This window comes from Pseudescherichia sp. (assembly GCF_031987975.1).
Lineage (GTDB): Bacteria > Pseudomonadota > Gammaproteobacteria > Enterobacterales > Enterobacteriaceae > Pseudescherichia.
Genome location: NZ_DALZYX010000007.1, coordinates 222,710 through 241,295 on the forward strand (window position 1 = coordinate 222,710; position 18,586 = coordinate 241,295).

Consider the following 18,586-nt stretch of genomic DNA (forward strand, 5'->3'; position numbering starts at 1 on the left):
TTTCTCACCTCTACAATTTTTCCCCTCTTTCTGAAGCCGCCTCGTAAAATCGCGAAGCCCTTGCCGACAGCACCGTCCAGTGCCTGCATAATCGCGGCACAAGGAGGTGGCTATGGGTCTGCCCGCCGTTGCGTTTTGTCTAATTACCGCCGTTCTGCCCCTGCTATGGCTTCCGGCTCTGCCAGAGATAAGCAAGATAATAGCCATCACTGGTGTTGGGAGCATGCTGGGTTTTATGCGCTGGCGGAGCGTACGCTGGCTGGCGCTGTGGCTGCTCTTTTTTGCCTGGGGGCTGCTGGCGGCGCAGGAGGCTCTCTGGCCAGCACAGGCGCTGCCGGGGGGGGCCCGGCGGGCGGTAGTCAAGATTATGGCTACCGATACGATGACCGCGCACCGGGGCGTTATCGAGCAGCTGGACGGCAGGCAACTTGTTCCCGCGCCGGGAATCAACCTGTACGGGCAGTACCTGCCGCAGCCGGGCTGTGCCGGACAGCGCTGGGAGATGACGCTGAAGGTGCGTGCCGTACATGGGCAGCTTAACGAGGGTGGCTTTGACACCCAGCGCTATGCCCTGGCCCAGCATCGTCCCGTTACCGGGCGTTTTACCCATGCCATGCCGATCGATCTCCGTTGTGACCTGCGCGCCCGCTATCTTGCCTCCCTGAACGCGACCCTGGCACCCTATGCATGGCAGTCGGTTATGCTGGGATTGGGAATGGGAGAGCGCACCGCGCTCGGTGCTGATGTTAAAGCGCTGATGCGCGAGACCGGCACCGCACATCTGATGGCTATTTCGGGTCTGCATATTGCCCTGGCGGCAACGCTGGGCTGGCTGCTGATGCGCGGCGTGCAGTTTTTTCTCCCCGGTAACAGGATTAGCTGGCGGCTGCCGCTGCTGTTTGGCCTTGCCTGCGCCGCTTACTACGCCTGGCTTACCGGTATGCAGCCTCCGGCTCTGCGCACGGTTGTCTCTCTCGCCGTCTGGAGCGCGCTGCGCCTCTCGGGTCGGCAGTGGTCGCCCTGGCAGGTCTGGCTCTGCTGCGTAGCGGCGATCCTGTTTATCGATCCTGTTGCCATCCTCTCCCAGAGCCTGTGGCTCTCGGCCTTCGCCGTCGCCGCCCTGATCTTCTGGTATCAGTGGTTTCCGCTACCGTATCTGCCCGGCGGGCGTATTGCGCGCAGCGTTCTGAGCCTGCTGCATCTGCAGGCGGGGATGATGATCCTGCTTCTGCCCATCCAGGTGACGATCTTCCATGGCATTAGCCTGACCTCAATCGTTGCCAATCTGCTTGCCGTACCGCTGGTGACCTTTGTCACCGTGCCGCTGATTCTGGCCGGAATGCTGCTGCACCTGAGCGGGCCGGCAATAATCGAAAGCGGTAGCTGGCTGCTGGCGGACAGAACCCTGGCGCTGCTGTTCTGGTTTTTACGCCAGCTGCCGGACGGCTGGTATGACATTGACCAGCGTTGGCTGGGGCTGGTCTGGTTGCCATGGGTGGGGATAGTGCTTTGGCGGCTGCGCTTCTACGCCAACGCGCCGTTTCTGTGCCTGGCGATTGCCATGCTGCTGGCACTGCCACGTGGGCGTCCTGCCCGCAGCGACGAGTGGGCCATACATATGCTGGACGTGGGGCAGGGGTTGGCGATGGTGATTACCCGCAACCAGCGGGCCATACTCTATGATACCGGGCTGGCATGGCCCGGCGGGGACAGCGCTCAGCAGCTGATCGTTCCCTGGCTACGCTGGCACAATCTCCGGCCCGATGGCGTTATCCTCAGCCATGAGCATCTCGATCACCGGGGCGGACTGGAGACGCTGCAAAAAGCGTGGCCGGAAATGACCGTCCGCAGCCCGCTACGGTGGGCCGGGCATCTGCCCTGTTTTCGTGGCCAGCGCTGGCAGTGGCAGGGGCTAACCTTTACCGCGCACTGGCCGCTGGCGGGGGAGGCGGCGAAGGGGAACAACGGCTCCTGCGTAGTTAAAGTCGATGATGGTCGCCAGAGCGTCCTGCTTACCGGCGATATCGAAGCGCCCGCCGAGCGGCGCATGCTCAGCCGCTACTGGCAGCATCTTCAGGCTACACTTATCCAGGTCCCGCATCACGGCAGCAGCACCTCTTCGTCACTGCCGCTGTTACAGCGGGTAAACGGACAGGCGGCACTGGCCTCCGCTTCGCGCTACAACGCCTGGCGGCTCCCCTCGACAAAGGTGATGCGCCGCTATCGACAGCAGGGCTACCGCTGGTATGACACGCCGCACGAAGGACAAATGAGCCTCTATTTTTCCAGTAACGGCTGGAAGATCCTCAGCCTGCGCGAGCAACTTTTACCCCGCTGGTATCATCAGCGGTTTGGCGTCCCTGCAGATAACGGGTAGAATATGCGGCTATTTCAACAAGTGCTGGTTTTTTGAATGCATAACGACAAAGATCTCTCTACGTGGCAAACGTTCCGCCGCCTCTGGCCAATGATTGCACCTTTCAAAGCGGGTCTGTTCGTGGCGGGGGTAGCACTGATCCTCAACGCAGCCAGCGATACCTTTATGCTATCGCTTCTGAAACCGCTTCTCGATGACGGTTTTGGCAAAACGGACCGCTCCGTACTGCTGTGGATGCCGCTGGTGATCATCGGCCTGATGATCCTGCGCGGGATCACCAGTTATATCTCAAGCTACTGTATCTCCTGGGTCTCTGGCAAAGTGGTAATGGGTATGCGTCGCCGCCTGTTCAGCCACATGATGGGCATGCCCGTCGCCTTCTTCGACAAGCAGTCCACCGGGACGCTGCTCTCCCGTATCACCTATGACTCTGAACAGGTTGCCTCCTCCTCATCCAACGCACTGATCACCGTCGTGCGTGAAGGGGCATCGATCATCGGCCTGTTTATCATGATGTTCTACTACAGCTGGCAGCTGTCGGTCATTCTGATCGTGCTGGCACCCATCGTCTCGATCGCTATTCGCGTCGTGTCGAAGCGTTTTCGTAGCATCAGCAAAAATATGCAGAACACCATGGGTCAGGTGACCACCAGTGCTGAACAGATGCTGAAGGGGCACAAAGAGGTGCTGATGTTTGGCGGCCAGCAGGTCGAAACCGAACGCTTTGACAAAGTCAGCAATAAGATGCGCCTGCAGGGGATGAAACTGGTCTCCGCCTCGTCGATCTCCGATCCGATTATTCAGCTTATCGCCTCCCTGGCGCTGGCCTTTGTACTCTATGCGGCGAGCTTCCCCAGCGTGATGGAGACCCTGACCGCCGGGACCATTACCGTCGTCTTCTCCTCGATGATCGCCCTGATGCGCCCGCTGAAGTCGTTAACCAACGTTAACGCCCAATTCCAACGCGGGATGGCAGCCTGCCAGACGCTGTTTGCTATTCTTGACAGCGAGCAGGAGAAGGACGAAGGCAAACGTGAAATTGAGCGTGCCGAAGGCAACGTGGAGTTCCGCAACGTCACCTTTACCTATCCGGGTCGTGAAACCCCGGCGCTGCGCGATATCAACCTGAACATCGCCGCAGGCAAAACCGTGGCGCTGGTGGGCCGCTCAGGCTCTGGTAAATCGACGCTGGCCAGCCTGATCACCCGCTTCTACGACACCGACAGCGGCGAGATCCTGCTGGACGGCCACGATCTGCGCGAGTACAAGCTGCACTCGCTGCGTAATCAGGTAGCGCTAGTATCGCAAAACGTGCACCTGTTTAACGACACGGTGGCGAACAATATTGCTTACGCCCGTACTGAAGAGTACAGCCGGGAGCAGATCGAGAACGCCGCCCGCATGGCCTATGCGATGGACTTTATCAGCAAGATGGATAACGGCCTCGATACCATCATCGGTGAAAACGGCGTGCTGCTCTCCGGCGGCCAGCGTCAGCGTATCGCCATCGCTCGCGCCCTGCTGCGCGACAGCCCGATCCTGATCCTCGATGAGGCCACCTCTGCGCTGGATACAGAGTCTGAACGCGCTATCCAGGCCGCGCTGGACGAGCTGCAGAAAAACCGTACCTCGCTGGTGATCGCCCATCGTCTCTCAACTATTGAGAAAGCAGACGAGATCGTGGTGGTCGAAGACGGCCGTATCGTTGAGCGCGGGAGCCATGGCGAACTGCTGGCTCAGCAGGGGGTCTACGCCCAGCTGCATAAGATGCAGTTTGGCGCATGATAGCCCGCATCTGGTCAGGTGAATCGCCGCTGTGGCTGCTGTTGCTGCCGCTCTCCTGGCTCTATGGCCTGGTGAGCGGGGCAATTCGCCTCTGCTACCGGCTGGGCATTAAAAAAGCCTGGCGCGCGCCGGTGCCGGTTATCGTTGTGGGCAATCTTACGGCGGGCGGCAACGGCAAAACGCCGGTGGTGATCTGGCTGGTTGAGCAGCTGCGCCAGCGCGGCGTACGGGTTGGCGTAGTCTCTCGCGGCTACGGCGGCAAGGCGGAGCGCTATCCGCTGGTTCTTGATCAACAGACGACCACGGAGCAGGCCGGGGACGAGCCGGTGCTGATCTATCAGCGTACCGGCGCACCGGTTGCGGTCTCCCCGGAGCGCAGCGAAGCCGTGAAAGCACTGCTGGCCGCGCACGATCTCCAACTCATTGTCACCGACGACGGCCTCCAGCACTACCGTCTCGCCCGGGATAAAGAGATTGTAGTGATCGACGGCGCGCGCCGCTTTGGCAACGGCTGGTGGCTGCCTGCCGGGCCGATGCGCGAGCGGGCCTCACGTCTGCAATCCGTCGATGCGGTGATAACCAACGGCGGCGAGGCGCGGGCAGGAGAGATCCCGATGCGTTTGCAGCCTGGCCTTGCCGTAAACCTGAAGAGCGGCGAGCGCCGCCCGGTTGATGAACTACCTGCCGTGGTGGCGATGGCCGGTATTGGTCATCCGCCGCGCTTTTTCCAGACCCTGGCCGATTGCGGTGTTGCGATCGAGAAAAGCATTGCGCTTGCCGATCATCAGGCGCTCAGCTATCCGCAGGTCAGCGGGTTTATTCAACCCGGCCAGACGCTGGTGATGACCGAGAAGGATGCGGTCAAGTGCCGCACCTTTGCCGACGCTAGCTGGTGGTATCTGCCGGTTGATGCCCATCTGGAGGGTGATAAACCCGAACGCCTGCTACAGGAACTGCTCACTCTGGTGCGCTAGCGGCACAGTGCCGACAGCGCCCTGTTAACCACGGGAACCCGTATGTCTGTGCCGCAACTCTCGCTTACCGCCGCCCGCCATATCCATCTTGCCGCTCAGGGCCTGCTGAAAAAGCCGCGCCGCCGCGCCAGGCCTGCCGATATTCTGACAACCATCCAGCGCATGTCGCTTTTACAGATCGATACCATCAATATCGTGGCCCGCAGCCCTTATCTGGTGCTGTTCAGCCGCCTCGGCGACTATCCGCAGGCATGGCTTGACGAGGCGCTTCGCCGGGGCGAGCTGATGGAGTACTGGGCGCACGAGGCCTGCTTTCTGCCGCGTGAGGATTTTTCTCTGGTACGCCACCGGATGCTGGCTCCGGAAAATATGGGCTGGAAATATCGTGCGGCCTGGATGGATGAGCACGCGGATGAAATTGAGCAGCTGATTGCCCATATCCATGAGAATGGCCCGGTGCGCTCGGCGGATTTCGAACACCCGCGCAAAGGCAGCAGCGGCTGGTGGGCGTGGAAGCCGCACAAGCGGCATCTTGAGGGACTGTTTACCGCCGGTAAGGTAATGGTGGTGGAGCGGCGCAACTTTCAGCGCGTCTACGATCTGACCCACCGCGTCATGCCCCACTGGGATGACGAGCGGGATCTTCTCTCGCAGGCGGTGGCGGAGGATCGAATGCTGGAGAAGAGCGCCCGCAGTTTAGGTCTTTTTCGCCCCGCCTGGCTGGCGGACTACTACCGCCTGCGTCAGCCCGCGCTGCCTGCGTTGATGGCGCGCTGGCAGGCCGAGCAGAAGGTCGTGCGCGTGGAGGTTGAAACCCTGGGGGAGGCGTTTGTGCACGCCGATCTGCTGCCGGAGCTTGAGCTGGCGCAGGCGGGCAGGCTGCATGCTACCCATAGCGCGGTGCTGTCGCCCTTTGATCCGGTAGTCTGGGATCGCAAGCGCGCCGAGCAGCTCTTCAACTTCACCTACCGGCTGGAGTGCTACACTCCCGCACCGAAGCGCCAGTACGGCTATTTTGTTCTGCCGCTGCTGCACTGTGGGCAGATGGTGGGGCGGATGGATGCCAAGATGCACCGGAAAACGGGCGTGCTGGAAATTATTGCCCTATATCTGGAGCCGGACATCAAGCCGGCCCGCAGGCTGGAGAGAGGACTCACCGCAGCCATTGAGGATTTTGCCCGCTGGCAGGGCGCGCGGCAGGTGGTGTGCAAACGTCTTCCGGACGGTCTCTTCACCGACAGGCAAGGCGAATGGGAAATTGCCGCTGCGGATTAGGGGAATATGGTAACATTTAAGGCATACCCCTTTCGGTCCCTCAGGAGGAACTATGGATCACCGTCTACTTGAAATCATTGCCTGCCCGGTCTGCAACGGTAAGCTCTACTACAGCCAGGATAAACAAGAGCTGATCTGCAAAGTCGACAGCCTCGCTTTCCCGGTGCGGGAAGGCATTCCGGTACTGCTGGAAAACGAAGCCCGTTCGCTCGCGGCTGAAGAGAGCCGTCCATGAGTTTCGTTGTCATCATTCCGGCGCGTTACGCTTCAACCCGTCTGCCGGGTAAGCCGCTGGTGGATATCAACGGCAAACCGATGGTCGTGCACGTGCTGGAGCGGGCGCGCGAGTCCGGGGCAGCGCGGATCATCGTTGCCACCGATCACCCTGACGTGGCGCTGGCGGTTGAGGCGGCCGGGGGCGAAGTGTGCATGACCCGCGCCGATCACCAGTCTGGCACCGAGCGGCTGGCAGAGGTGGTAGAGACCTGCGGCTTTAGCGATGACACGGTCATTGTTAACGTTCAGGGCGACGAGCCGATGATCCCTCCGGCGATTATTCGCCAGGTAGCGGAGAACCTTGCCCAGCGCCAGGTGGGGATGGCAACGCTGGCCGTGCCGATACACAGCGCAGAAGAGGCGTTTAACCCCAACGCGGTAAAAGTGGTGATGGACAGCGAGGGCTACGCGCTCTACTTCTCCCGGGCGACCATTCCCTGGGATCGCGACCGCTTTGCCCAATCGCGCGAGGCGATCGGTGATACCTTCCTGCGCCATATCGGCATCTACGGCTACCGGGCCGGGTTTATCCGCCGCTACGTCACCTGGCAGCCGAGCCAGCTGGAGCAGATCGAGATGCTCGAACAGCTGCGCGTGCTCTGGCACGGTGAAAAAATTCACGTTGCCGTGGCGCAAGCCATCCCGGGCACCGGCGTGGATACCGCAGAGGATCTGGCCCGCGTGCGCGCCGAGCTACGCTAATTTCCTCTCTCCCCTCCGGCCGGAGGGGAATTTCTTCACTTTCTACCGCTGTTTTGATCTGATCGGGGTGACATCTCTGTGACGGACGCCCATTATAAAAGGTGTAGTCTGCGTAAGGGTATTCCTGAGAGGTAGCGTAAATGGAACAGCTGCGTGCCGAACTAAGCCACCTGCTGGGGGAGAAACTCAGCCGCGTGGAGTGTGTCAATGAGAAAGCGGATACTGCGCTGTGGTCGCTCTATGACAGCCACGGCCACCCTATGCCGCTGCTGGCAAGAAGCTTTACCACGCCAGGGCTGGCGCGCCAGCTGGCGTGGAAAATGTCGATGCTGGCCCGCAGCGGTACGGTACGTATGCCAGTGGTCTACGGAGTTATGACCCACGACGAGCACCCCGGCCCTGACGTGCTGTTGATCGAGCGTCTGCACGGTGTCCCCGTTGAAGCCCCGGCCCGCACGCCGGAGCGTTGGGAACAGCTTAAAGATCAAATTGTTGAGGCGCTGCTCGCCTGGCATCGGCAGGACAGTCACGGCTGCGTTGGCGTCGTGGATAGCACCCAGGAGAACATCTGGCCCTCATGGTATCGCCAGCGGGTAGAGGTGCTATGGAACACCCTCAACCAGTTTAAAAATACCGGCTTAACGATGCAGGATAAACGGATCCTGTTCCGTACCCGCGAGTGCCTGCCGAAACTGTTTGACGGCTTTAACGACAACTGCGTGCTGGTGCACGGCAATCTCAACCTGCGCAGTATGTTAAAAGATGCCCGCACCGACCAGCTAGTGGCAGTGGTGGGACCGGGGGTCATGCTCTGGGCGCCGCGGGAGTACGAGCTGTTTCGCCTCTCTGACAGCGCGCTGGCGGAAGGGCTGCTGTGGCACTACCTTCAGCACGCCCCGGTTTCCGAGTCATTTATCTGGCGGCGCTGGCTCTACACTCTGTGGGACGAGGTGGCACAGCTGGTCAATACCGGTCACTTCAGCCGCAGCAATTTTGATCTCGCCTCAAAATCACTCCTGCCGTGGATCGCCTGACGAACCTTTAAGCCACTGCCAGACGCGACCCAGCGTCTCATATCCGACCCGGTCGCTGTGCATCAGCCACACCGGGGAGGGGATAATACGCTCCCAGGGGTTAAGCGGTGAGTCGATCGCCAGCTGGTTAGCCGGAGCGGGCAGGGGATTTGTCCCTGCATGACGGAAAAAGATCATCGCCCGAGGCAGATGCGATGCCGAGGTCACCAGCAAAAACGGCGTCTCACCGATAGCCTGCTTCACCGCCGCAGCCTCCTCTTCGGTATCCTTTGCGCTGTCGAGGGTCATGATGTCGCTGCGCGGGATGCCCAGGGTTTCCGCCACCCGCGCCCCGGCCTCAGCGGTGCTGACCGGGTTGGTGACCGCCGGTGCGCCGGTAAAGATCATTTTGGCGCCTGGATTTTGCCGCCACAGGCGTACCGCCTCCGTCAGGCGCGGCAGGCTGTTGTTGATCAGGTTCGAGCTGGGCGCCCACGTATCGTTCCAGGTGTAGCCCCCGCCGAGCACCACAATGTATTTTACCTGCTGGCTGCCGCGCCAGGTGGGGTAGGTCTGCTCTATCGGCCTGAGCATACCGTCCGCCACCGGTTGCAGGCTGATCAGCACCAGCGCCAGCCAGCCTGCGCTCATCAGCGCCTTACCTGACTTCTGGTAGCGGGTAAACCAGACCAGCGCCAGGCCAATCCCCATCAGCAAAAGCAGCAGCGGCAGGGGCAGCAGCATCCCACCAATGTATTTCTTCAGCGTAAAAAGCATGGCTTCCGTTTCCTTTTTGACCATACAGCAGGTTATTCTGTGGATCTTACACCAGATAGGTTCCTTCTTAACGTGGGTGTGACAAAATAGCGGTTTTGCCAGGATCGCGGAGTAGCAGATGCAGGATCGCAATTTCGATGACATCGCGGAGAAGTTTTCCCGCAATATATATGGCACCACGAAAGGGCAGCTACGCCAGGCGATCCTGTGGCAGGATCTTAACGCTCTGCTCGCGACCTTCGGTACGCGGCCGCTGCGCATTCTCGATGCCGGGGGCGGAGAGGGGCAGACGGCCATCAAGCTGGCGAAGCTCGGTCATCATGTCACGCTCTGCGATCTGTCGGGTGAGATGGTCGCCCGGGCCAGCGCGGCGGCAGAGGCGGAAGGTGTGATCGACAACATGCATTTTATCCACTGTGCCGCTCAGGACATTGCCCGGCATTTGGAATCGCCGGTCGATCTGATATTGTTCCATGCCGTGCTGGAGTGGGTCGCCGAGCCGGTTGCCGTTCTACAAACGCTCTGGTCGGTGCTGCGTCACGGCGGCGCGCTATCGCTGATGTTTTACAATGCCAATGGCCTGCTGATGCGGAACGTGCTGGTGGGCAATTTTGGCTATGTGCAGCAGGGCATGTACAAAAAGAAACGACGGACGCTTTCGCCAGACTTTCCGCGCGATCCGCAGCAGGTCTACGGCTGGCTCGAAGAGATGGGCTGGCAGATCACCGGTAAAACCGGTATCAGGGTTTTTCACGACTATCTGCGCGATAAGCAAAAACAGCATGACTGTTTTGCTGCATTAGTGGAGCTAGAGACGCGTTACTGCCGGCAGGAGCCTTATCTGAGCCTGGGCCGCTATATACACGTTACCGCGCAGAAGCCGCAGGTAGATACAAGGATTAACGATGAGTGAATTTTCCCAGACAGTCCCCGAACTGGTTGCCTGGGCCAGAAAAAACGATTTCTCGATCGCGCTGCCGGTGGACAGGCTCTCCTTTTTGCTGGCCGTCGCCACGCTTAACGGCGAGCGGCTGGACGGTGAGATGAGCGAAGGGGAGCTGATCGACGCGTTTCGCCACGTCAGCGAGGCGTTTGAGCAGACCAGCGAAACCATCGGCGTGCGCGCCAATAACGCCATCAACGATATGGTGCGCCAGCGCCTGCTGAACCGCTTTACCAGCGAGCAGGCCGAGGGGAACGCCATCTACCGTTTGACGCCCCTCGGGATCGGTATCACGGACTACTACATTCGCCAGCGCGAGTTCTCTACCCTGCGCCTCTCAATGCAGCTCTCTATCGTTGCCAGCGAGCTGAAACGCGCCGCTGACGCTGCGGCTGAAGGCGGGGACGAGTTCCACTGGCATCGTCACGTCTACGCCCCGCTCAAATACTCCGTCGCTGAGATTTTCGACAGTATCGATCTGACCCAGCGCATTATGGATGAGCAGCAGCAGCTGGTGAAGGATGACATCGCCCAGCTGCTGAACAAAGACTGGCGGGCGGCGATCTCCAGCTGTGAGCTGCTGCTGTCAGAGACCTCTGGGACCCTGCGCGAGTTACAGGATACGCTGGAGGCGGCGGGGGATAAGCTGCAGGCCAACCTGCTGCGTATCCAGGATGCAACTCTCGCCCATAACGATCTCGAGTTTGTCGATCGGCTGGTGTTCGATCTGCAAAGCAAGCTGGATCGCATCATCAGCTGGGGTCAACAGGCTATCGATCTGTGGATTGGCTACGACCGCCACGTGCATAAGTTTATCCGTACCGCTATTGATATGGATAAAAACCGCGTCTTTGCTCAGCGCCTGCGCCAGTCGGTGCAGTCCTACTTCGATGCGCCGTGGGCATTGACCTACGCCAGCGCCGATCGTCTGCTGGATATGCGCGACGAAGAGATGACGCTGCGCGATGAAGAGGTGACCGGCGAACTGCCGCCGGATCTCGAGTTTGAAGAGTTTAACGAAATTCGCGAGCAGCTTGCCGCCATGATTGAAGCGCAGCTGGCGGTGTATAAAACCAGAGAAGTGCCACTGGATCTTGGTCTCGTGGTGCGCGAATATCTGGCGCAATATCCGCGGGCGCGTCACTTTGACGTTGCGCGAATTGTGGTTGATCAGGCGGTACGTCTCGGCGTAGCGCAGGGCGATTTCACCGGGCTGCCAGCAAAATGGCAGCCAATTAATGATTACGGAGCCAGGGTACAGGCGCATGTCATTGACAAATATTGAACAAGTGATGCCAGTCAAGCTGGCGCAGGCGTTGGCTAACCCGTTGTTCCCGGCGCTGGACAGTCAGCTGCGCGCCGGTCGCCACATTGGTCTTGATGAGCTGGATAATCACGCATTTTTGATGGACTTCCAGGAGTATCTGGAGGAGTTTTACGCTCGCTATAACGTGGAGCTGATCCGCGCGCCGGAAGGGTTCTTCTATCTGCGCCCACGCTCCACGACGCTTATCCCGCGCTCGGTGCTCTCTGAGCTGGATATGATGGTCGGCAAGATCCTCTGCTACCTCTATCTCAGCCCGGAGCGTCTGGCCAACGAAGGCATCTTTACCCAGCAGGAGCTGTACGACGAGCTGCTGGCGCTGGCGGACGAGAGCAAACTGCTGAAGCTGGTCAACAACCGCTCCACCGGCTCTGACGTCGATCGCCAGAAGCTTCAGGAAAAAGTGCGCTCCTCGCTGAACCGTCTGCGCCGCCTGGGCATGGTCTGGTTTATGGGCAACGACAGCAGCAAGTTCCGTATCACCGAGTCGGTGTTCCGCTTTGGCGCTGACGTGCGCGGCGGGGATGACCTGCGTGAAGCGCAGCTGCGCATGATCCGCGACGGCGAGGCCATGCCGGTAGAGAACCACCTGCAGCTCAATGATGAGCAAGACGAGAATCAGCCGGACAGTGCGGAGGAAGAGTAATGATTGATCGCGGTAAATTTCGCTCGCTAACGCTGATTAACTGGAACGGCTTTTTTGCCCGGACCTTTGACCTGGACGAGCTGGTCACGACGCTCTCCGGCGGTAACGGGGCGGGTAAATCCACCACCATGGCGGCCTTTGTCACGGCGCTGATCCCGGATCTGACCCTGCTGCACTTCCGTAACACCACCGAAGCGGGGGCCACCAGCGGCTCGCGCGACAAGGGTCTGCACGGCAAGCTGAAGGCGGGCGTCTGTTATTCGGTGCTGGACGTGATCAACTCACGTAACCAGCGCGTAGTGGTAGGCGTGCGCCTGCAGCAGGTCGCCGGACGCGACCGCAAGGTAGATATTAAGCCCTTTGCGATTCAGGGCCTGCCGACCAGCATCCAGCCGACAACGCTGCTGACCGAGACTCTTAACGAGCGCCAGGCGCGCGTATTAACCCTGACCGAGCTGAAAGAGAAGCTGGACGAGATCGAAGGCGTTCAGTTTAAGCAGTTCAACTCGATTACCGACTACCACGCCCTGATGTTCGATCTGGGCATCGTGGCGCGTCGTCTGCGCTCCGCCTCGGATCGCAGCAAGTTCTACCGTCTGATCGAGGCTTCACTCTACGGCGGGATCTCCAGCGCCATTACCCGCTCGCTGCGCGACTACCTGCTGCCGGAAAACGGCGGCGTGCGGAAGGCATTCCAGGATATGGAAGCCGCGCTGCGCGAGAACCGCATGACGCTCGAGGCAATCCGCGTTACCCAGTCCGACAGGGATCTCTTCAAGCACCTGATCAGTGAAGCCACCAACTACGTGGCCTCAGACTACATGCGCCACGCCAACGAGCGTCGGGTGCATCTCGATCAGGCTCTGGCCTTCCGTCGGGATCTCTTCACCTCCCGATCGCAGCTGGCCGCCGAGCAGTATAAGCACGTTGAGATGGCGCGGGAGCTGCATGAGCATACCGGTGCGGAGGGGGATCTCGAGGCGGATCACCAGGCTGCCAGCGACCACCTGAACCTGGTGCAAACCGCGCTGCGTCAGCAGGAAAAAATTGAGCGCTACGAAGCGGATCTCGACGAGCTGCAAATTCGTCTGGAGGAGCAGAACGAGGTGGTGGCGGAAGCCGCCGATCGCCAGGAGGAGAATGAGGCCCGGGCGGAAGCCGCCGAGCTGGAGGTGGATGAGCTGAAGAGTCAGCTTGCCAACTATCAGCAGGCCCTCGATGTGCAGCAGACCCGTGCCATCCAGTATAACCAGGCCCTGGCCGCGCTGGAGCGCGCTCAGGCCCTGTGTCACCTTCCGGATCTGACCCCGGAGAGCGCCCAGCAATGGCAGGAGACCTTCCAGGCCAAAGAGCAGGAAGCAACCGAAAAACTGCTCTCGCTGGAGCAGAAGATGAGCGTGGCCCAGACCGCGCACAGCCAGTTTGAACAGGCGTACCAGCTGGTGGCGGCCATTAACGGCCCGCTGTCGCGGGATGAAGCCTGGAGCGTGGCCCGTGAGCTGCTGCGCGACGCCGTCAATCAGCGTCATCTGGCCGAACAGGTGCAGCCGCTGCGGATGCGTCTTAATGAGCTGGAGCAGCGCCTGCGCGAGCAGCAGGAGGCCGAGCGTCTGCTGGCCGAGTTCTGCAAACGCCACAACAAGCGCGTCGATGCCGACGAGCTGGAGGCTCTGCATCAGCAGCTTGAAGCCCAGATTGCTGCCCTCTCTGAGACGGTTGCCAACGCCGGCGAGCAGCGCATGGCCCTGCGTCAGGAGCTGGAGCAGCTGCAGGCGCGTATTCAGCGTCTGCTGAAGCGCGCTCCGGTCTGGCTGGCCGCGCAGAATAGCCTCAACCAGCTCTGTGAGCAGAGCGGGCAAGAGTTTGAATCGAGCCAGGATGTAACCGAGTACCTGCAACAGCTGCTGGAGCGCGAGCGCGAAGCCATTGTTGAGCGGGATGAAATCGGCGCTCGCAAACAGGCGGTGGACGATGAGATTGAACGTCTGAGCCAGCCGGGCGGGGCAGAAGATGCCCGCCTCAACGCCCTGGCGGAACGCTTCGGCGGGGTGCTGCTCTCTGAAATCTATGACGACGTCAGCCTCGACGATGCCCCTTACTACTCGGCGCTGTATGGTCCGTCGCGTCACGCCATCGTGGTGCCGGATCTCTCCCTGATCGCCGACCAGCTTGAAGGATTAACCGACTGTCCGGAAGATCTCTACCTGATCGAGGGGGATCCGCAGTCCTTTGACGACAGCGTCTTTGCCGTCGACGAGCTGGAAAAAGCGGTGATCGTTAAGGTTGCCGATCGCCAGTGGCGTTATTCCCGCTTCCCGTCGCTGCCGCTGTTTGGCCGTGCCGCACGCGAGAACCGCATCGAGAGCCTGCACGCCGAGCGTGAAACCCTGGCGGAACGCTTTGCCACCCTGTCGTTTGACGTCCAGAAGACCCAGCGTCTACACCAGGCCTTCAGCCGCTTTATCGGTAGCCATCTGGCGGTGGCCTTCGAGGACGATCCGGAGGCGGAGATCCGTACCCTGACCATCCGTCGGGGTGAGCTTGAGCGGGCCATCAGCGCCCATGAGAGCGATAACCAGCAGAACCGCGTTCAGTACGATCAGGCGAAGGAGGGCGTCAGCGCTCTTAACCGTCTGCTGCCCCGCATTAACCTGCTGACTGATGACACCCTTGCCGATCGTGTGGATGAGATCCGCGAGCGTCTTGACGAGGCCCAGGAAGCGGCACGCTTTATTCAGCAGTACGGCAACCAGCTGGCGAAGCTGGAGCCGGTGGTTTCGGTTCTGCAGAGCGACCCGGAGCAGTTTGAACAGCTGAAAGAGGACTACGCTTACTCGCAGCAGGTGCAGCGTGACGCTCGCCAGCAGGCGTTTGCCCTCACCGAAGTCGTGCAGCGTCGCGCCCACTTCAGCTACAGCGACTCCGCCGCGATGCTCACCGGCAACAGCGATCTTAATGAGAAGCTGCGCCAGCGTCTGGAGCAGGCGGAGAGCGAACGCGCTCGCGCCCGTGAGGCGTTGCGCAGCCACGCCGCCCAGCTGAGCCAATACGGTCAGGTGCAGGCGTCGCTGAAAAGCTCTTATGACACCAAAAAAGAGCTGCTCAACGATCTGCATAAAGAGCTGCAGGAGATTGGCGTCCGGGCAGACAGCGGCTCGGAAGAGCGGGCGCGCATCCGTCGCGATGAGCTTTATGCCCAGCTCTCTGGTAACCGCGCGCGCCGCAACCAGCTGGAGAAAGCCCTGACCTTCTGTGAAGCAGAGATGGATAACCTGACCCGCAAGCTCAAGCGTCTTGAACGTGACTATCATGAGAAGCGCGAGCAGGTGGTGACGGCCAAAGCGGGCTGGTGCGCAGTGATGCGGATGGTGAAAGACAACGGCGTTGAACGCCGCCTGCACCGTCGCGAGCTGGCCTACCTCTCTGCCGACGAGCTGCGCTCGATGTCGGATAAGGCGCTTGGTGCGCTGCGCCTGGCGGTAGCCGATAACGAACACCTGCGCGACGTGCTGCGCATGTCAGAAGATCCGAAGCGTCCTGAACGTAAGATCCAGTTTTTTGTCGCAGTTTACCAGCATCTTCGCGAGCGTATCCGTCAGGATATCATTCGCACTGACGATCCGGTTGAAGCGATTGAGCAGATGGAGATCGAGCTGGGCCGTCTGACCGAAGAGCTGACCTCCCGCGAGCAGAAGCTGGCGATCAGCTCCCGCAGCGCGGCGAACATCATTCGCAAGACCATCCAGCGCGAGCAGAACCGTATCCGCCAGCTCAACCAGGGGCTGCAGAGCGTCTCCTTTGGCCAGGTGAACAGCGTGCGTCTGAACGTGAACGTGCGCGAAACCCACGCCACGCTGCTGGACGTGCTCTCCGAGCAGCACGAGCAGCATCAGGATCTCTTCAACAGCAACCGTCTGACCTTCTCGGAAGCGCTGGCGAAGCTCTACCAGCGCCTGAACCCGCAGATTGATATGGGCCAGCGCACGCCGCAGACCATCGGCGAAGAGCTGCTCGACTACCGCAACTATCTGGAGATGGAGGTTGAGGTTAACCGTGGCTCCGACGGCTGGCTGCGAGCCGAGTCCGGCGCGCTCTCAACCGGGGAAGCGATCGGTACCGGGATGTCGATTCTGGTGATGGTGGTCCAGAGCTGGGAGGACGAAGCCCGTCGCCTGCGCGGGAAGGATATCTCTCCGTGCCGCCTGCTGTTCCTTGATGAAGCTGCCCGTCTTGATGCCCGCTCTATCGCCACGCTGTTTGAGCTGTGCGAGCGACTGGAGATGCAGCTGATCATCGCTGCCCCTGAGAACATCAGTCCGGAGAAAGGAACCACCTATAAGCTGGTGCGTAAGGTGTTTAACAATCAGGAGCACGTCCATGTGGTGGGCCTGCGCGGCTTTGCGCCACAGCTGCCCGAGCCGCTGCCCGGCACGGCGGATGCCAGCGTAACCTGACGATTAACAGGGCAAAAGGGCGGCAGCATAGCCGCCCTTTTTTATTGCCCGCTGGCCCAACCAGAGGGAGATCAATCTTTAATCTTCTTTACATTTCGGCGGGCAAATGTATTTTTGTCTTTATATACTCATAGAATCAGACGGATTAATCGATTCGTTTTTAAACAGGGGGCAAGGGATGTTGCTAAAGAAAAAAGAGAGTCGCCGGGTATCCACACTCAGTTTGTGTCTGGCCCTCGCGTTTGCTCCGCTGTTTAGCGCCATGGCCGATGAGCCTGAGGTCGTGCCTTCCGACAGCTCTGCCAGCCTGGGCGTGCAGCCTACCGCGCTGGCTGAGCCGCTGGCCCAGTCTCACGCTACCGCGGTAATGGCGGGCGTAGAGACGTTGGCCGATGCTGGCCTGATGGCTAAAACCCGTACCGATATCCAGGCTCAGCTGCCAGCAGGCTATACGCCGGTCTATATGAACCAGCTGGTGGCGATCTATGCTGCTCGTGAGCAAAAGGCGATGTGGGACGATCGCGATGCGGTTAAAGCGTTTCAGCAGCAGCTGGCCGAGGTGGCTATCGCCGGCTTCCAGCCGCAGTTTACAAAATGGGTTGAGCTGCTAACCGATCCTGCCGTGACCGGCCAGGCCCGGGATGTAGTGCTTTCCGACGCCATGCTGGGCTACCTGCACTTTATCGCTGGTATTCCCGTTAAGGGCAACAGCTGGCTCTACAGTGCGAAACCGTATCAGCTGGCGACGCCGCCGCTGACGGTGATCAATCAGTGGCAGCTAGCGCTGGATAACGGCCAGCTGGCCCACTTTGTTAGCAGTCTGGCGCCGCAGCACGCTCAGTACGCCTCTATGCACCAGTCACTGCTGAAGCTGCTGGGTGATAACCGACCCTGGCCTACCCTTACGAGCAACGCCACGCTGCGTCCGGGACAGTGGAGCAACGATATTCCGGCCCTACGTGAAATTCTCTCCCGCACCGGCATGCTGGACAGTGCCGAAAACATCGTCCTGCCGGGAGACCAGCCGAAGAAAGCGAAACCTGCCCGCGGCGGTTACTACGATCGCGACCTGGTCGCGGCGGTAAAACGCTTTCAGACCTGGCAAGGCCTGGGAAGCGATGGCGCTATCGGACAATCCACCCGCGACTGGCTGAACGTCACGCCAGCCCAGCGGGCAGGCGTACTGGCGCTCAACATTCAGCGTCTGCGCCTGCTGCCGGGGACGGTTTCGACCGGTATTATGGTGAATATTCCGGCCTACTCGCTGGTTTATTATCAGCAGGGCAGCGAGGTGCTGGCCTCCCGCGTGATCGTTGGCCGTCCGGATCGCAAGACGCCGATGATGAGCAGCGCGCTTAATAACGTCGTGGTTAATCCACCGTGGAACGTACCGCCAACGCTGGCACGCAAGGATATTTTGCCGAAGGTGTGGAATGACCCGGGCTATCTGGAGCGACATAATTATGTTGTGCTGCGCGGTTGGAACAGTAAAGAGACCATCGATCCATGGCGGGTTGACTGGGGCACCATCACCCCATCTAATCTGCCATTCCGCTTCCAGCAGGCACCTGGGGCGCACAACTCGCTGGGGCGGTATAAGTTTAATATGCCCAGCTCGGATGCTATCTATCTGCACGATACGCCGAATCATAATCTGTTCCAGAAAAACGAGCGGGCGCTTAGCTCCGGCTGCGTTCGCGTGAACAAATCCTCTGAGCTTGCCAGTATGCTGTTGCAGGATGCGGGCTGGAACGACACGCGTATCTCAGACGCCCTGCAGGAGGGGAATACACGTTACGTGAATATTCGCCAGAATATTCCGGTAAACCTCTACTACCTGACCGCGTTCGTCGGTAGCGACGGGCGCACCCAGTATCGTACAGATATTTACAATTACGATCTGACTGCCCGTTCCGGGGCTGACGTTTTGCCAAAGGCGGAACAATTAATCAGATAAATGAAGTAGTTCAGATTAATCCATTCTCTAAATTACTGGTAAAAACGGGCTGCCCAGGCTACACGGCCCGTCTTTACCGGGCT

At 60.1% G+C, this 18,586-nt stretch carries 13 protein-coding genes; 12 read left to right on the forward strand and 1 reads right to left on the reverse strand.

Features of this window, described 5'->3' with window-relative positions:
- Positions 1-112 precede the first annotated feature (112 nt).
- The 7 genes from RTN40_RS14435 (at position 113) to RTN40_RS14465 (ending at position 8,423) form a co-directional block, all read left to right on the forward strand.
- Positions 113-2,377, forward strand: coding sequence for a ComEC family protein (locus RTN40_RS14435; RefSeq protein WP_312229057.1), 2,265 nt, complete (start codon positions 113-115; stop codon positions 2,375-2,377).
- Positions 2,378-2,413: 36 nt separating this feature from the next.
- Positions 2,414-4,162 (forward strand): lipid A ABC transporter ATP-binding protein/permease MsbA, encoded by a 1,749-nt coding sequence (gene msbA / locus RTN40_RS14440; RefSeq protein ID WP_312229058.1) that lies wholly within the window; start codon positions 2,414-2,416, stop codon positions 4,160-4,162.
- Positions 4,159-5,136 (forward strand): tetraacyldisaccharide 4'-kinase, encoded by a 978-nt coding sequence (gene lpxK / locus RTN40_RS14445; protein WP_312229059.1) that lies wholly within the window; start codon positions 4,159-4,161, stop codon positions 5,134-5,136. Before msbA ends, lpxK begins: the two co-directional genes overlap by 4 nt.
- A 42-nt stretch (positions 5,137-5,178) precedes the next feature.
- Positions 5,179-6,411 carry a winged helix-turn-helix domain-containing protein gene (locus RTN40_RS14450; RefSeq protein WP_312229060.1) on the forward strand — a complete coding sequence of 411 codons (1,233 nt, stop codon included), beginning with the start codon at positions 5,179-5,181 and terminating at the stop codon, positions 6,409-6,411.
- 52 nt (positions 6,412-6,463) lie between these two features.
- Positions 6,464-6,646 carry a protein YcaR gene (gene ycaR, locus RTN40_RS14455; RefSeq protein ID WP_103819641.1) on the forward strand — a complete coding sequence of 61 codons (183 nt, stop codon included), beginning with the start codon at positions 6,464-6,466 and terminating at the stop codon, positions 6,644-6,646.
- A complete protein-coding gene (kdsB, locus tag RTN40_RS14460; RefSeq protein ID WP_312229061.1) occupies positions 6,643-7,389 on the forward strand; it encodes a 3-deoxy-manno-octulosonate cytidylyltransferase in 747 nt (248 codons plus the stop codon). The genes ycaR and kdsB overlap by 4 nt, the downstream gene beginning before the upstream one ends.
- A gap of 140 nt (positions 7,390-7,529) precedes the next feature.
- Positions 7,530-8,423, forward strand: coding sequence for a YcbJ family phosphotransferase (locus RTN40_RS14465; protein ID WP_312229062.1), 894 nt, complete (start codon positions 7,530-7,532; stop codon positions 8,421-8,423).
- Here the strand turns inward: RTN40_RS14465 and elyC are convergent.
- Positions 8,400-9,179: an envelope biogenesis factor ElyC gene (elyC, locus tag RTN40_RS14470; RefSeq protein WP_312229063.1), complete on the reverse strand. Its 780-nt coding sequence runs from the start codon at positions 9,177-9,179 to the stop codon at positions 8,400-8,402. The two genes, RTN40_RS14465 and elyC, sit on opposite strands and share 24 nt — an antisense overlap.
- Before the next feature lie 118 nt (positions 9,180-9,297).
- Between elyC and cmoM the strand changes: the two genes are divergently transcribed.
- From cmoM to ldtD, 5 genes are all read left to right on the forward strand, one after another.
- Positions 9,298-10,092: a tRNA uridine 5-oxyacetic acid(34) methyltransferase CmoM gene (gene cmoM / locus RTN40_RS14475; protein WP_312229064.1), complete on the forward strand. Its 795-nt coding sequence runs from the start codon at positions 9,298-9,300 to the stop codon at positions 10,090-10,092.
- A complete protein-coding gene (gene mukF, locus RTN40_RS14480) occupies positions 10,085-11,407 on the forward strand; it encodes a chromosome partition protein MukF (protein ID WP_144812946.1) in 1,323 nt (440 codons plus the stop codon). Before cmoM ends, mukF begins: the two co-directional genes overlap by 8 nt.
- Positions 11,388-12,092, forward strand: a complete 705-nt coding sequence (gene mukE / locus RTN40_RS14485) for a chromosome partition protein MukE (RefSeq protein WP_103819636.1) — start codon at positions 11,388-11,390, stop codon at positions 12,090-12,092. The genes mukF and mukE overlap by 20 nt, the downstream gene beginning before the upstream one ends.
- The gene (gene mukB / locus RTN40_RS14490; RefSeq protein ID WP_312229065.1) at positions 12,092-16,546 is read left to right on the forward strand and encodes a chromosome partition protein MukB; all 4,455 of its coding nucleotides are present in this window, start codon (positions 12,092-12,094) and stop codon (positions 16,544-16,546) included. The genes mukE and mukB overlap by 1 nt, the downstream gene beginning before the upstream one ends.
- Before the next feature lie 178 nt (positions 16,547-16,724).
- A complete protein-coding gene (gene ldtD / locus RTN40_RS14495) occupies positions 16,725-18,503 on the forward strand; it encodes a L,D-transpeptidase (RefSeq protein ID WP_312229066.1) in 1,779 nt (592 codons plus the stop codon).
- Positions 18,504-18,586: the final 83 nt, after the last annotated feature.

What these genes read in the sequence shown, in the direction of transcription:
- RTN40_RS14435 (WP_312229057.1), top strand. Translation starts at nt 113, where the DNA reads ATGGGTCTGCCCGCCGTTGCGTTTTGTCTAATTACCGCCGTTCTGCCC.
- msbA (WP_312229058.1), top strand. Translation starts at nt 2,414, where the DNA reads ATGCATAACGACAAAGATCTCTCTACGTGGCAAACGTTCCGCCGCCTC.
- lpxK (WP_312229059.1), top strand. Translation starts at nt 4,159, where the DNA reads ATGATAGCCCGCATCTGGTCAGGTGAATCGCCGCTGTGGCTGCTGTTG.
- RTN40_RS14450 (WP_312229060.1), top strand. Translation starts at nt 5,179, where the DNA reads ATGTCTGTGCCGCAACTCTCGCTTACCGCCGCCCGCCATATCCATCTT.
- ycaR (WP_103819641.1), top strand. Translation starts at nt 6,464, where the DNA reads ATGGATCACCGTCTACTTGAAATCATTGCCTGCCCGGTCTGCAACGGT.
- kdsB (WP_312229061.1), top strand. Translation starts at nt 6,643, where the DNA reads ATGAGTTTCGTTGTCATCATTCCGGCGCGTTACGCTTCAACCCGTCTG.
- RTN40_RS14465 (WP_312229062.1), top strand. Translation starts at nt 7,530, where the DNA reads ATGGAACAGCTGCGTGCCGAACTAAGCCACCTGCTGGGGGAGAAACTC.
- elyC (WP_312229063.1), bottom strand. Translation starts at nt 9,179, where the DNA reads ATGCTTTTTACGCTGAAGAAATACATTGGTGGGATGCTGCTGCCCCTG.
- cmoM (WP_312229064.1), top strand. Translation starts at nt 9,298, where the DNA reads ATGCAGGATCGCAATTTCGATGACATCGCGGAGAAGTTTTCCCGCAAT.
- mukF (WP_144812946.1), top strand. Translation starts at nt 10,085, where the DNA reads ATGAGTGAATTTTCCCAGACAGTCCCCGAACTGGTTGCCTGGGCCAGA.
- mukE (WP_103819636.1), top strand. Translation starts at nt 11,388, where the DNA reads ATGTCATTGACAAATATTGAACAAGTGATGCCAGTCAAGCTGGCGCAG.
- mukB (WP_312229065.1), top strand. Translation starts at nt 12,092, where the DNA reads ATGATTGATCGCGGTAAATTTCGCTCGCTAACGCTGATTAACTGGAAC.
- ldtD (WP_312229066.1), top strand. Translation starts at nt 16,725, where the DNA reads ATGTTGCTAAAGAAAAAAGAGAGTCGCCGGGTATCCACACTCAGTTTG.